Source organism: Sphingomonas sp. SORGH_AS_0789 (genome assembly GCF_031453055.1).
Taxonomy (GTDB): Bacteria; Pseudomonadota; Alphaproteobacteria; order Sphingomonadales; family Sphingomonadaceae; genus Sphingomonas.
On the sequence record NZ_JAVIYV010000001.1, the window covers coordinates 3,884,186 to 3,897,265 of the forward strand.

Genomic DNA, 13,080 nt, shown 5'->3' on the forward strand with positions numbered 1-13,080 from the left:
TCCCCCTCGTTCAAAATGCCTGCCCCAGCGAGACATAGACCGCGACCCGGCTATCCCCCTTTTGCGGGTTGAGCGGCGTGCCGAGATCGAGGCGGATCGGTCCGAAATTGGAGTAATAGCGCACTCCCAGCCCGGTGCCGAAGCGCAGCCCGGTCAGGCGCGGCAGCGGCGAGGTCGCGATATTGCCCGCGTCGAGAAAGGGCACGATGCCGAAATTGCCGAACGTCCTGACCCGCGCCTCGATCGAGAATTCCGCCAGGCTGCGCCCGCCAATGGGGTCGTTATTGGCGTCGCGCGGCCCGATCGCCTGAAAGCCATAGCCGCGCACCGACGCGCCGCCGCCCGCGTAGAAACGTCGCGACGGTGCGATCTGGTCACGCGGCGCGCCCAGGATCGTCCCCAGCCGGGTGCGCGCCGCCAGCACCACCCGGTCGCCGAGCGGGCGATAGATGCTGGCATCGACCTGCGTCCGCGCATAGCCGAACGCCGCCCCCTGCAACGACAATTCGGGGCTCAGCCGCCCGCCCAGCCGAAAGCCGCGCGTCGGGTTCAGCAGATCGTCCGATCCGTCATAGTTGAGGCTGGTCGGCAACGCGCCGATGAAGAAGGTCCGTCGGCGCGGCTGGCCGGTCGACTCGATCACGTCGCGCTCGTCCGAGGTCAGCAGCTCGCCGCCCAGCGACCAGGTCCAGGTCTTCTGGAAGAAGATGTTGGTCTGCCGCTCCAGGCTGGCCGACAGCGACAGCGTCTTGGCCTCATAGGCGTCGCGCAGCAGATGCGCGGCGGCGAACTGCGCGGTCAGCACCCGGTCGCGGCCGTTGAAATTGTTGCGCCGGAACACCACCGAGCCGAGCTGCTCGCGCGTGCCCAGCACGCTGCGCAGGGTCAGCGCGCCCTCGGGCGGGAAGAGGTTGCGATCGGTCCAGTTGATCGCCGCGCGCGCGCCCTCGCCGGTGCCATAGCCCAGCTCGCCCGCGATGGTATGCGACGGCGCGGGTTCCAGCGTGACCGCGACATTGACCGTCTCGGGCGTGTCGCCGGGCACCGGCTTGACCTGGACCGAGGAGACGAGCCCCGTCTGCACCAGCGCGCGGCGCAGATCGTCCAGCCCGGCCGAGTCATAGGGATCGCCGGGGCGGAAGCGCGCAATGTCCTGGACATGCTCGGCGTCGAACAGCCGGTCGGTGGTGGTGACGATCCGCCCGTAACGGCGCGGCGTGCCCGGTGCGATCGTCAGGTCCAGCGTCGCGGTGCGCGCGGCGCGATCGACCACGATCTGCGGATCGCCGACCTTGGCGAAGGGAAAGCCCGCCTCGCCCACCGCCGCTTTCAGGGCCGCCTCGCCCGCGACGATGGTATCGGCGTCGACCGGATCGCCCGGCTTGATGCCGAACGCCCGCGTCAGCGGCGCGGCCTTGTCCCCCGCCTTCTGCACCCCGTCGAGCGTCACCCCGGCGAAACGGTACAGATTGCCCGGCGTCGCCTGCAGCAGCACGGTCGGCACCTCGCCGGGTTCGATCCGCGTCGCGACCTGCGCATCATAATAGCCCGCGCCGCGCAGCAAATTGGTCAGCAGCGCGGCATCCTCGCGCGCGCGGCGGTCGAGCTGCGCGGCGTTGGCGGGATCGCCGTCATTGGTGTGGAGGCTGGACAACTCGTCGAACCGCTTGCGGAGCAGGTCCCCCGCGCCGTCGATCCCCTCGACCCGCCAGCGATAACGTCGCTCCGCCGCCGCATCGACCGTCGCCGCGATCGTCGCGGACGGATCGCCCGGCGCGGTCGACAGGTCGGGCCAGGCCACCCCGATCTCGGGCAGCGGCGCAAGCGGCGCGGAAGGGTCGAGCATTGTCGGATCGATGGCATCGGGCGTCGGCTGCGCGGCGGGCGCGGTCGAGGACGATGCGGGGCTGGTCCCGACCGGGACCGTCTGGGCACGCGCCTGGCCCGTCCAGGCGATTCCGCCCATTTCCATGGCAGTACAAAGGATGGCGACCGAGCGGCGCGGCCGCCCGACGCGGACCATCATGGCCCAGTCCCTAGCCGCGACGGAGCGGCAGCGACACCCCCCGGCACGCTCGGTTGAACAGATTTGCCGCGCCGGACGTCGCGCGCCATGGTCCGCGTGCCACCCGGCCCGCATCAATGAACGGTGCCGAACGCCTCTTCGCTGGACAACAGGCCGATCAGGCGCTCGATCTGGCGCCAGCGGCAGAAATGGATGTGGTTGCCCAGGTCGCGGCTACGCCCCGCGCGCGCCGCCGCTTCCCCGCCCGCCGATTCGCCGAACGTCTCCATCATCTCCGCCGCAGTCGCCACATCGGTGTCGGTGACGAAGGGAGGAACCTGAAAGCCGCCGCCGCGATCGGGCATATACACTCCTGAACCGTGCCGTTTCGCTGGCGTCCCTAATCCGGATTTCCGTTTTTCGCCAGTCCCCTTGACCTGTGCCGCGCGCCCCGTCGCGGGACGGCTGGCCTCGCCCGGCGCATCGTGCGAGGACGGTCGCCATGACCGATCCCCAGCGCCCTTCCGCCCCGCCGTCCCCGCCCCGCGCGTCGCGGCCGTCCGCGCCCGCGGGCGGGTTCTTCATCGCGGTCGGCGTGGTGGGCGGCATCCTCGCCGGGCTGGCGACGGGACAGGTGACGCTGGGCGTGCTGGCCGGACTGGGGTTCGGCATCCTCGTCGCGCTGCTGCTCTGGTGGCGGAGCCGCTGAGGCCGTCAGCTGGGCAGGCGCATCTGCCACACCACCCGCCCGATTACCGTGATCGGCCCCTGCGGGACCGGCGGCGCGGCGGGATTGTCGCTTGAGGCGACCAGCCCCTCGGGCCCGGCGCGGACGCGCTTGACCATCAACACCTCGCCGATGCGGATGATATAGAGGCCGCCCCGCGCGGGCGGACGGACATCCTGCTGATCGACGACCAGGTGATCGCCGTCCATCAGCCCCGGCGCCATCGAGTCGCCCCGCACCCGGATGACCGAGGCGGCGCCCTCATGCAGCCCCAGCCGCCGCGCCAACTGGCGATCGAGCGCCTCGACCCCGATCATCACCTCGTCATCCACGGTCGCCCCCGGCCCCGCCGAGGCCGCCACCGCGAGCCGCCGCACCAGCATCGGCCCCGCCTCCACCGACGCGCCCAGCCGCGTTTCGGGGATGCCGAAGAACTCGGCCAGCTGACGGCGATCGCCCTCGGCCAACATGCGCGGCGACCCGCGATGGACGAACTGGTGAAGATAGGCCTCGTTGCGCCCCAGCATGCGCGACAGCGCGGCCAGGCTGACGCCCGCCTGCTCCGCCAGCGCCTGAAGCGTGGCCCTGATCTCCGATCCCGACATGGCCTCCGATATAGGCATAGGATTTTTCCTAGACAAGTTGGAAATTAGAACAGAACAAGAACACCAGAGATTCGGACAATGGGAGAACGTCCATGGAATTGCTGGGGTTAATCGAACGCTATCTGAAGGCCAGCCACATGCCGGAAACCAAGTTCGGCCGCATGGCGGTCAACGACCCGCGACTGGTGGGCGACCTGCGGCGCGGGCGAGAGCCGGGGCCGGAGATGGTCCAGCGCGTCCGCAGCTTCATCGCGGAGCATCGCGCATGACCGCGCTCGCCTGGTCGGACCCCGCCCGCCGCTCCGCCGGTCTGTGCCGCAGCCGTCCGCGTCCCGCCGATCGCGGCGAAAGGCTGGCCCGCGTCCTTGCCGCCCATGCCGCGCAGGCGGGCTGTACGGTCACGATCGCGGTCCAGGCGGTCGAACCCTGGTCGTCGGCGACATTCAGCGGATCGGTGGCGACCCTGTCGCTGGCCGCGCCCTCCTCCCCGGCCCTGGCCGCCTGGCTGGCCGATCTGGCGGAGGCGGATATTCCGCTGGGTCGCGATATCGTCGCGGATCTGTCGGTCGAACCGGCGGCGGAGGGGTGGCTGCTGCGCGTCCTGACCTGTGCGGATGCGGCAAACGGATGAACGGTCGGTCATTTTTCTGTTGATATGTTGTAACACTACGCTACCGACGGGGCTTCGCCAATCATCGGAGCCCTGTCCTTGCCCAAGTCCGTCCTGCTGTCCGGCCTGTCGGCCACCGCCGTCGCCGCCCTGTTCGCCCTTCCCGCCGCCGCGCAGACCGCAGGCCAGCCGACCAATCGCGGCCGCGAGATCGTGGTGACCGCGCCGGTCCAGCAGTCGGAAGCGGACGTGCTGTCGGGCACCTCGATCGTGACGGGCGAGGAACTGCAACGCTCGATCCGTCCGACCATCGGCGAGACACTGGCCCGTCAGCCGGGCGTGTCGGCCACCTCGTTCGGCCCCAACGCCTCGCGCCCGGTGCTGCGCGGTTTCCAGGGCGAGCGTATCCGCGTGCTGACCGACGGCATCGGATCGATCGACGTGTCGAACACCAGCGTCGACCATGCCGTCGTCATCAACCCGCTGCTCGCCGAGCGGATCGAGGTGCTGCGCGGCCCCTCCGCACTGCTGTTCGGATCGTCGGCGGTGGGCGGCGTGGTCAACGTCATCGACACCCGCATCCCGCGCACCGTGCCCGAAAATGGCTATCGCCTGTCGGGCATGGCGACCTATGGCTCGGCCGCGACCGAACGGTCGGTGGCGGGCGCGACCGATGTCGCGGTCGGCAAGCAGTTCGTGGTGCACGCGGACGGTTCGTATCTGAAGACCGACAATCTGAAGATCGGCGGCTATGTCCTGTCTCCGCGCGCCCGCGCCGAGGCGCAGGCGGCGGCGGCACAGGCGCCCCGCGACCCGCTCAACTTCGCCCGACTCGCCAATCTTAGCGGTCGCCTGCCCAACACCGCCAGCGAGACCTGGACGGCGGGGGTCGGCGGTGCGCTGATCACCGATACGGGGTCGCTGGGCATCGCCTATAGCCATTATGACAGCCTGTACGGCGTGCCGATCCGCTATACCCTCACCCCCGGCGGCGAAAAGCCAGAGGCGCCGCGTCTCAGCCTCGTCCAGAACCGCCTCGACCTGCGCGGCGAGATCGAGACGGGCGGCGGCTTCCTCGACCGCATCCGCCTGCGCGCGGGCGCGGCGCAATATCGCCATTACGAGCTGGAGGAAGATGGCGGCATCGGCACCGCCTTCTACAACAAGGGCATCGAGAGCCGCCTCGAGCTGGTCCAGTCGAAGCGCGACGGCTGGCAGGGCGCGTCGGGCGTCCAGTTCTTCAACCGCGACTTCGACGTGCGCGGCGACGAGGCGTTCCTGCCGCGCAACAACACCGCGCAGGTCGGCCTTTTCACCCTGCAACAGCTGGATCGCGGCGCCTTCAAGATGGAGGCGGGCGCCCGTTACGAGCATACCTCGCTGACCGCGCGCACCGCCGTCGCCGACAACCGCTTCTTCCGGGGCCAGCGCAGCTTCGACGCCTTTTCGGGCTCGGTCGGTGCCAGCTACGGCTTCGCGCCCGACTGGCGCGCGGGCCTGAACCTGTCGCGCACCGAACGCGCGCCGTCGGCCGAGGAACTGTTCGCCAACGGCCCGCACGCCGGGACCGAGGCCTATGAACTGGGCAACCCCAATTTCAAGAAGGAAGCGAGCTGGGGTATCGAGGCGACCGTCCACGGCCATGGCGAGGGATATAGCTTCGACGCCTCGGCCTATTACAACCGCTTCTCCAACTATATCTATGACGCGCTGGTCCAGCAGGGTCCGTGCGAAGCAGCGGCCGCGCCGTCGGGACGCAAGGTCGATCTGCCCTGCTTCCAATATGCGCAGGCCGATGCCCGCTATTACGGGATCGAGGCGGAGGGTTCGGTTCGCCTTGCGACGATCGGCACCTATGCGATCAACGCCGACCTGCTGGGCGACTATGTCCATGCGCAGATCCTGAACACCGGCCCCGCCCCGCGCATCCCGCCGCTGCGGCTGCTCGGCGGGCTGGAAGCGCAGTCGGACCGGGTGAACGCCCGCGTCGAGGTGGAGCGCAGCTTCCGCCAGAGCCGCGTGCTGGGGCTGGAGACGCCGACCAACGGCTTCACGCTGGTCAACGCCTCGGTCCAGCTCAAGCCCTGGGGCGCGGTGAACCCGACGACGCTGACCCTGTCGGCCAACAACATCTTCGACGTCGACGCGCGCCGCCATGCCAGCGTGCTGAAGGACTTCGCGCCGCTGGCCGGTCGCGATCTGCGCGCGACGCTCAGCTTCAAGCTCTGACGCCCCCTCGAGCGTTCAGACCTGGGCCCTTCCCGTTCCGGCGGGAGGGGCCCTTTTTCATGTCGCCGCCCGACCCCGCCGGGGGTGGACAAACCAGGCCGCCTTCGGGAGAAGCGGGGGGACAAGGAGAGAAGACATGTCCCGAATGGGCAAGTTCGACTGGGCGGATCCGTTGCTGCTCGACGACCAGCTGACCGATGACGAGCGGATGATCCGCGACACCGCGCGCGCCTATGCCGACGACCGGCTGGCGCCGCGCATCATCGACGCCTTCGCCAACGAGCATACCGATCCCGCGATCTTCCGCGAGATGGGCGAACTCGGGCTGCTCGGCCCCACCATCCCGGAGGAATTTGGCGGCGTCGGCGCATCCTATGTCGCCTATGGCCTGATCGCGCGCGAGGTGGAGCGGATCGACAGCGGCTATCGCTCGATGATGAGCGTGCAGTCGAGCCTCGTCATGTATCCGATCCATGCCTATGGCTCGGACGAACAGAAAAGCCGCTATCTGCCCAAGCTGGCGAGCGGCGAATGGATCGGGTGTTTCGGGCTGACCGAACCCGATGCGGGCTCCGATCCCGGCGGCATGCGCACCACCGCGAAGAAGGTCGATGGCGGCTATGTCCTGTCGGGCGCCAAGACGTGGATTTCCAATTCGCCGATCGCCGATGTCTTCGTGATCTGGGCCAAGTCGGATGCGCATGGCGGCGCGATCCGGGGCTTCGTTCTGGAAAAGGGCATGAAGGGGCTGTCGGCGCCCAAGATCGACAACAAGCTGTCCTTACGTGCCTCGATCACCGGCATGGTGATGATGGATGAGGTGGCGGTTGGCGAGGACGCGCTGCTGCCGCATGTCGAGGGATTGAAGGGGCCGTTCGGCTGCCTCAACCGCGCGCGCTACGGGATCAGCTGGGGCGCGATGGGGGCGGCGGAATTCTGTTTCCACGCCGCGCGCCAATATGGCCTGGACCGCAAGCAGTTCGGGCGGCCGCTGGCGGCGACGCAACTCTATCAGAAGAAGCTGGCCGATATGGAGACCGAGATCGCGCTGGGCCTGCAAGCCTCGCTGCGCGTCGGCCGCCTGATGGACGAGGGCCGGTTCGCGCCCGAGATGATCTCGATCGTCAAGCGCAACAATGTCGGCAAGGCGCTCGACATCGCGCGGGCGTCGCGCGACATGCATGGCGGCAACGGCATTTCGGGCGAGTATCAGGTGATGCGCCACATGCTGAACCTGGAGACGGTCAACACCTATGAAGGCGCGCATGACGTCCATGCGCTGATCCTGGGCCGCGCGATCACCGGGATCGCGGCATTTTGATCCCGTCCCCATTCCTCCCCAAGCTCGGCTTGGGAAGGGGAACCATCCGAAGGATGGTGGAGGGGCTTATGCCCCTGCCCCGCCACCACGCCCTGCGGGCGCGGTCCCCCTCCCCATCTTGCGATGGGGAGGATTGAGGATGGCAAATCCCCCACCCCTGACCGGCCTGAAGGTCGTCGAGTTGGCCCGCATCCTCGCCGGTCCCTGGGCGGGGCAGGTGCTGGCCGATCTCGGCGCACAGGTCGTCAAGGTCGAGAGCCCCGAGGGCGACGACACGCGCCGCTGGGGGCCGCCCTTCATCGCCAACCCGGACGGCAGCCGCGACGCGGCCTATTTCCACGCCGCCAATCGTGGCAAATCCTCGGTCGTCGCCGACTTCGCGACGCCGGAGGGGCAGCGGATCGTCCGCGACCTGGTCGCCGATGCCGATGTGGTGATCGAGAATTTCAAGCTGGGCGGTCTTGCCCGCTATGGCCTCGACCATGACAGCCTGTCGGCGATCAACCCGCGCCTGATCTATTGCTCGATCACCGGCTTCGGGCAGGACGGCCCCTATGCCCCGCGCGCGGGCTATGACTTCATCGTCCAGGGCATGAGCGGGATCATGGACCTGACCGGGGAGCCGGACGGTCCGCCGCAGAAGATCGGGGTGGCGCTCGCCGACATCATGACTGGGCTCTATGCCGTGATCGCGATCCAGGCGGCGCTGCACATGCGGGAGCGCACGGGCCGTGGGCAGCGGATCGACATGGCGCTGCTCGACACGATGACCGGGGTGCTCGCCAACCAGGCGATGAACTATCTCGCCTCGGGGACGACGCCGACCCGGCTGGGCAATGCGCATCCCAATATCGTGCCCTATGCCGCCTTTCCCGCCAGCGACGGCTGGTTCATCCTGGCGGTCGGCAACGACACGCAATTCCGGCGCTTCGCCGCGCTGGTCGGCATCGATGGCGACGATCCCCGCTTCGCGACCAACGCCTTGCGCTGCGAGCATCGCGACACGCTGACCCCGATGATCGAAGCGGCGACGCGGGTCTGGCCGCGCGACACGCTGCTCGCCCGGCTGGCGGCGGAGGGCGTGCCCGCCGGGCCGATTAATACGGTGGAACAGGCCTTTGCCGATCCGCAGGTCATCGCGCGCGGACTGGCCATCCATCCGCAGCGGCCCGACGGCTCCACCGTTCCCGGCGTCCGCACCCCGATCCGCTTTTCCGACGCCGACCTGATGCTCGATCGCGCCGCGCCACTGCTGGGACGCGACCGGCCGACGACGTGACCCGCCTCGATTGAGCGGGGCTGGTCGATCGCCTATGCCTCGCCCCCGATGACCAGCCTGACCGTCAACAACCAGCCCGTCCGCTATCGCCTGCCCCCGGATACGCCGCTGCTCTGGGCGCTGCGCGACGCGTCCAACCTGACCGGCACCAAATATGGCTGCGGCACGGGCGATTGTGGCGCGTGCACGGTCGATCTGGACGGGCGGGCGGTGCGCAGTTGCCAGATCCCCATCGGCCGGATCGAGGGCAGCGTCGTCACCACGATCGAAGGGCTGTCGCGCGACCGATCGCATCCCGTCCAGCAGGCTTTCCTCGCGGCCAATGTCAGCCAGTGTGGCTATTGCATCCCCGGTCTGGTGATGGCCGCCACCGCGCTGCTCCGCCGCGATCCCGCCCCCTCCGAAGCGACGATCCGCGCACAGATCACCAATTTGTGCCGCTGCGGCGTCTATCCCCGGCTGGTCGAGGCGATCCAGCGCGCCGCCCGTGCCGCACGTGGCGAGGAGACGATCCCCGCCGCCCCCCTGCCCGGCACCGATCCCGCCGACGCCGCGCGTGCCGTTCCCGCGCTCCTTGCGCCTGCGGGCGTTCATGACACGCCATGACCCGATTCTTTCACAATGCTGACGGACGGGTTCAGCATCCGCTCAACGGCCATGGGGCAAGGTGCATCGCATGATCGGGGTCGGCTCGTGCGCCGACGGATGGGGATGCGAGCGATGAGCAGGAACTGGATGGCGGGCTTGCTGGCGACGGCGGCGATGGCGGCGGGCATGGCCCCCGCGATGGTCGGCGCGCAGGCGATGATCATGGATGGCCCGCGCGGCCGTCCGGAGGGCGGACCGCGCCCCGGCGGTCCCGGTCCGGGCCCCGGTCCGGGCGGCCCGGCCGGTCGGCTGGAGCGCAGCGAGGGGCGGCCGATCTTCCACGACCGCGAATCCTTTCCCGAGAACCGCCCGGCCTTCCGCCCGGACCATGCCGAGGCGCCGCGCCCGCAGCGTCCCGAACCCAGCCCCGCACCCAGCCGCCCCGGCGGCCCCGAGGGCGGACCACGCGACTATGACCGCCCCGGCCCGGACGGACCCGGCCCGGAGCGGCCGCGCCCCGATCGCGGCGACTGGCGCGGCGACCGCCCGCGCGACCCGGCGGGCTGGCGGTCGCCGGACGACGACCGCCGCCAGCAGGAATGGCGTCAAAGGGAATGGCGGGACCAGGCGCAGAACCAGCGCTGGCGCGACGAGGAACGGCGTCGGCGCGAGGATCGCGACCGCTGGGGCCGCAGCTTCGGCGACTGGCGGGATCAGAACGACCAGAATTACGGCTTTGCCGAACGGCGCGCCTGGGCCGATCAGTGGAACCGCAGCTGGCGTCGCGACCGCCGCTATGACTGGCTGGGCTGGCGCTCGCTCAATCGCGGCGCCTATCACCTGCCCCGCTATTATTCGCCCTATGGCGGCTATGGCTATCAGCGTTTCTCCAGCGGCGTGATCCTGGAGCCGATGTATTTCGGCCAGAGCTATTGGCTGGACGATCCCTATGCCTATCGCCTGCCGCCCGCTTACGGCTCGTATCGCTGGGTCCGCTATTATAATGATGCGGTGCTGGTCGACCTGCGCAGCGGGCTGGTGGTCGACATCGTCTACGACATCTTCTGGTAATGGCGGGACGGAGGGGGTGGACGCGCCCCCTCCCTCTCCAGCCTCTTGTCTTTGGCGGCCCATCGTCGCACATCCGGGGCATGTCGTTGTTTTCGAGGAAGCCGAAGGGCAATCCCGCCGCCTCCCCCGTCCGCGCCCGCTTCGGGGTCAGCGTGCCCGAACGGCTGGACGCCAACCCCGCGGTCCAGCGCGTGGTGACCGACACCGCGCAAATCTATTATCAGCATGACTTCCTCACGCCCGCCCAGTGCGACGCGCTGATCGCGATGATCGATTCCAATCGTCGGCCCTCGACCCTGTTGTCCGACCGGCCCGATTACGGATTCCGCACCTCGGAAAGCTGCGACATGAACCGCTGGTCCCCCGATGTGCAGCCGATCGATGAATCGATCGCCGATCTGCTCGGCATCGCCCCCGAACAGGGCGAGACGATGCAGGGCCAGCGTTATGCCCCCGGCCAGCAGTTCCGCGCGCATCACGACTATTTCCACGAAAGCGAAAGCTATTGGGAAAAGGTCCGGGTCCATGGCGGCCAGCGCACCTGGACCGCGATGATCTATCTCAACGACGTGCCGGAGGGCGGCGCGACCTGGTTTCCGCAGGCGGGCATCCGCGTCGCGCCGCGCCGGGGCTTGCTGCTCGCCTGGAACAACATGAAGCTGGACGGCAGCCCCAACGAGATGACCCTGCACGAAGGGATGCCGGTGGTCGAGGGCGTCAAATACGTCATCACCAAATGGTTTCGCGAGGGCAACTGGGTCAGCTGACCCGGCGGTCCCATCCCCCCTTGTCGCGACTCCGCGCGGCATGGCATGGCGTTCGCGTGACGTTCTCCGCTTTCGCCGCTCGCCCATGACCGAAGTCCTCGGCGTCGGTCAATCGATTCTCGGCCAGCCCTGGCGCTGGCGTGCCCTGGCCGCCGATGCGCGCGACGGGCTGGGCCATGACGATCTGGTCGCGCAGCTGTTGCTCGCACGCGGCTGCCCGCCCGATGCGGTCGAGGAGCATCGTACGCCTTCGATCCGGGGGTTCATGCCCGATCCCTCGATCTTCCGCGACATGGACCGCGCCGCCGCGCGCCTGGCCGATGCGGTGATGGCGCGAGAGGCGGTCGCCATCTTCGGCGATTATGACGTGGACGGCGCGACCTCGGCGGCGGTGATGGTCCGCCTGCTGCGCGACCTCGGCCTGGCGCCCCGCGCCTATATCCCCGACCGTCTCAGCGAAGGCTATGGCCCGACCGAGGCGGCGCTGCTGCGCCTCCAGGCGGAGGGTGCGAACCTGATCGTCACCGTCGATTGCGGCGCGCAGGCGTTCGAGCCGCTCGCCGCCGCCCAGGCCGCCGGGATCGAGATACTGGTGGTCGATCACCATAAATGCGCCACCGAGCTGCCGCGCGCCCATGCGGTGGTGAACCCCAACCGGCTGGACGAAACCGACGGCGCGGCGCACGGCCATCTGGCGGCGGTCGGCGTCTGCTTCCTGCTGGGCGCGGCGCTGATCCGGACGCTTCGCACCCGCGGCTTCTTCGCCGACCGGGCCGAGCCGCGCCTGCTCGACCTGCTCGACCTCGTCGCGCTGGGCACGGTGGCCGATGTGGCCCCCTTGCGCGGCCTCAACCGCGCCTTCGTCGCCCAGGGGCTGAAGGTGATGGCGCAGCGGCGCAATATCGGCCTGGCCGCGCTGACCGAGGCGGCACGGCTGACCCGCGCACCGACCTGTTCCGACCTCGGCTTCGCGCTGGGTCCGCGCATCAATGCGGGCGGACGGGTGGGCCGCGCCGATCTGGGGGTGCGGCTGCTCACCACCGAGGACCCTGCCGAGGCGCGCGCCATCGCCGAGGAGCTCAACCATTTCAACGACGAACGCCGCGCGATCGAGGCCGGGGTCCAGGCCACCGCCGAGACCATCGTCGACCGCGCACGGCAGGTCGCGGTCGTCTCCGGCGCGGGCTGGCATCCCGGTGTCATCGGCATCGTCGCGGGGCGGCTGAAGGAAAAGCTCGACCGCCCCGCCATCGTCATCGCCATCGACGAGCATGGGATCGGCAAGGGATCGGGCCGCTCGATCGCCGGGGTCGATCTGGGCGCCGCCATATTGTCCGCCAGGGAACAGGGGCTGCTGATCGCCGGAGGGGGCCATGCCATGGCGGCGGGCCTGACGGTGGAAGCGGATCGGATCGCCGAGTTCGCCGAATTTCTGGAGGAACGCCTGGCCGAAGCGGTGGTCCGCGCCAGCGCGGGCCGCGCGCTGCTGGTCGACGCCGTGCTGGCCCCCGGCGGGGTCAATCCCGCTTTGGTCGGCGCGATGGAGGCGGGCGGCCCTTACGGCATGGGCTGGCCCGCCCCGCGCATCGCCGCCGGTCCCTTTCGCGTGATCCGCGCCGATCTGGTCGGCACCAACCATGTCCGCGCCATCGTCGCCGGGGCGGACGGCCGCAGCCTGAAGGCGATGGCCTTTCGCCAGGCCGACACCGCACTGGGCCAGGCTTTGCTGGGCGCCGGCAGCACGCGCCGCCTGTGGCTGGCAGGCCGCGCCAAGGTCGACGATTGGTCGGGCCGCGACGTCGCCGAACTCCATATCGAGGACGCCGCATGGGCCGACTGAAAAAAGTTGTTGACCGATTCCACAACCTCCCTTAGAGG

At 69.4% G+C, this 13,080-nt stretch carries 13 protein-coding genes; 10 read left to right on the forward strand and 3 right to left on the reverse strand.

The genetic code is table 11. The features are described from left to right. Window positions 1–10 precede the first annotated feature (10 nt). Window positions 11–2,026: an autotransporter assembly complex family protein gene (locus QE360_RS17520; protein ID WP_309703618.1), complete on the reverse strand. Its 2,016-nt coding sequence runs from the start codon at window positions 2,024–2,026 to the stop codon at window positions 11–13. Between the two features lie 113 nt (window positions 2,027–2,139). Further along, complete coding sequence (locus QE360_RS17525; protein ID WP_307104411.1) at window positions 2,140–2,370, reverse strand: hypothetical protein; 231 nt, start codon at window positions 2,368–2,370, stop codon at window positions 2,140–2,142. 137 nt (window positions 2,371–2,507) lie between these two features. Here QE360_RS17525 and QE360_RS17530 point away from each other — a divergent pair, with 137 nt between their 5' ends. Further along, window positions 2,508–2,714, forward strand: a complete 207-nt coding sequence (locus QE360_RS17530; protein WP_307104409.1) for a hypothetical protein — start codon at window positions 2,508–2,510, stop codon at window positions 2,712–2,714. Window positions 2,715–2,719: 5 nt separating this feature from the next. Here the strand turns inward: QE360_RS17530 and QE360_RS17535 are convergent, their stop codons facing one another. After that, window positions 2,720–3,355 carry a S24 family peptidase gene (locus QE360_RS17535; protein ID WP_309694275.1) on the reverse strand — a complete coding sequence of 212 codons (636 nt, stop codon included), beginning with the start codon at window positions 3,353–3,355 and terminating at the stop codon, window positions 2,720–2,722. A gap of 74 nt (window positions 3,356–3,429) precedes the next feature. On the opposite strand from QE360_RS17535, the gene QE360_RS17540 reads away from it, so the two are divergent. The 9 genes from QE360_RS17540 to recJ all read left to right on the forward strand — a co-directional run bounded on the left by QE360_RS17540 (window position 3,430) and on the right by recJ (window position 13,042). Next, complete coding sequence (locus QE360_RS17540; RefSeq protein WP_307104405.1) at window positions 3,430–3,606, forward strand: hypothetical protein; 177 nt, start codon at window positions 3,430–3,432, stop codon at window positions 3,604–3,606. Further along, on the forward strand, window positions 3,603–3,968 hold the full coding sequence (locus tag QE360_RS17545) for a hypothetical protein (protein WP_309703621.1): 366 nt from the start codon (window positions 3,603–3,605) through the stop codon (window positions 3,966–3,968). The genes QE360_RS17540 and QE360_RS17545 overlap by 4 nt, the downstream gene beginning before the upstream one ends. Before the next feature lie 78 nt (window positions 3,969–4,046). Further along, window positions 4,047–6,176 (forward strand): TonB-dependent receptor domain-containing protein, encoded by a 2,130-nt coding sequence (locus QE360_RS17550; protein ID WP_309703623.1) that lies wholly within the window; start codon window positions 4,047–4,049, stop codon window positions 6,174–6,176. 136 nt (window positions 6,177–6,312) lie between these two features. Next, entirely contained in the window at window positions 6,313–7,497 is a 1,185-nt protein-coding gene (locus tag QE360_RS17555; RefSeq protein ID WP_309703625.1) for an acyl-CoA dehydrogenase, read from the forward strand. Between the two features lie 139 nt (window positions 7,498–7,636). After that, window positions 7,637–8,776, forward strand: a complete 1,140-nt coding sequence (locus QE360_RS17560) for a CaiB/BaiF CoA-transferase family protein (protein ID WP_309703626.1) — start codon at window positions 7,637–7,639, stop codon at window positions 8,774–8,776. Between the two features lie 48 nt (window positions 8,777–8,824). Then, entirely contained in the window at window positions 8,825–9,382 is a 558-nt protein-coding gene (locus QE360_RS17565; protein WP_309703628.1) for a 2Fe-2S iron-sulfur cluster-binding protein, read from the forward strand. Between the two features lie 114 nt (window positions 9,383–9,496). After that, window positions 9,497–10,435 carry an RcnB family protein gene (locus tag QE360_RS17570; protein WP_309703630.1) on the forward strand — a complete coding sequence of 313 codons (939 nt, stop codon included), beginning with the start codon at window positions 9,497–9,499 and terminating at the stop codon, window positions 10,433–10,435. Window positions 10,436–10,515: 80 nt separating this feature from the next. After that, on the forward strand, window positions 10,516–11,202 hold the full coding sequence (locus tag QE360_RS17575; protein WP_307104391.1) for a 2OG-Fe(II) oxygenase: 687 nt from the start codon (window positions 10,516–10,518) through the stop codon (window positions 11,200–11,202). Window positions 11,203–11,287: 85 nt separating this feature from the next. Beyond that, entirely contained in the window at window positions 11,288–13,042 is a 1,755-nt protein-coding gene (gene recJ / locus QE360_RS17580) for a single-stranded-DNA-specific exonuclease RecJ (RefSeq protein WP_309703632.1), read from the forward strand. Window positions 13,043–13,080 lie beyond the last annotated feature (38 nt).

Coding starts and splice junctions, on each gene's coding strand:
- QE360_RS17520 (WP_309703618.1), bottom strand. CDS start 2,026: ATGATGGTCCGCGTCGGGCGGCCGCGCCGCTCGGTCGCCATCCTTTGT.
- QE360_RS17525 (WP_307104411.1), bottom strand. CDS start 2,370: ATGCCCGATCGCGGCGGCGGCTTTCAGGTTCCTCCCTTCGTCACCGAC.
- QE360_RS17530 (WP_307104409.1), top strand. CDS start 2,508: ATGACCGATCCCCAGCGCCCTTCCGCCCCGCCGTCCCCGCCCCGCGCG.
- QE360_RS17535 (WP_309694275.1), bottom strand. CDS start 3,355: ATGCCTATATCGGAGGCCATGTCGGGATCGGAGATCAGGGCCACGCTT.
- QE360_RS17540 (WP_307104405.1), top strand. CDS start 3,430: ATGGAATTGCTGGGGTTAATCGAACGCTATCTGAAGGCCAGCCACATG.
- QE360_RS17545 (WP_309703621.1), top strand. CDS start 3,603: ATGACCGCGCTCGCCTGGTCGGACCCCGCCCGCCGCTCCGCCGGTCTG.
- QE360_RS17555 (WP_309703625.1), top strand. CDS start 6,313: ATGTCCCGAATGGGCAAGTTCGACTGGGCGGATCCGTTGCTGCTCGAC.
- QE360_RS17560 (WP_309703626.1), top strand. CDS start 7,637: ATGGCAAATCCCCCACCCCTGACCGGCCTGAAGGTCGTCGAGTTGGCC.
- QE360_RS17565 (WP_309703628.1), top strand. CDS start 8,825: ATGACCAGCCTGACCGTCAACAACCAGCCCGTCCGCTATCGCCTGCCC.
- QE360_RS17570 (WP_309703630.1), top strand. CDS start 9,497: ATGAGCAGGAACTGGATGGCGGGCTTGCTGGCGACGGCGGCGATGGCG.
- QE360_RS17575 (WP_307104391.1), top strand. CDS start 10,516: ATGTCGTTGTTTTCGAGGAAGCCGAAGGGCAATCCCGCCGCCTCCCCC.
- recJ (WP_309703632.1), top strand. CDS start 11,288: ATGACCGAAGTCCTCGGCGTCGGTCAATCGATTCTCGGCCAGCCCTGG.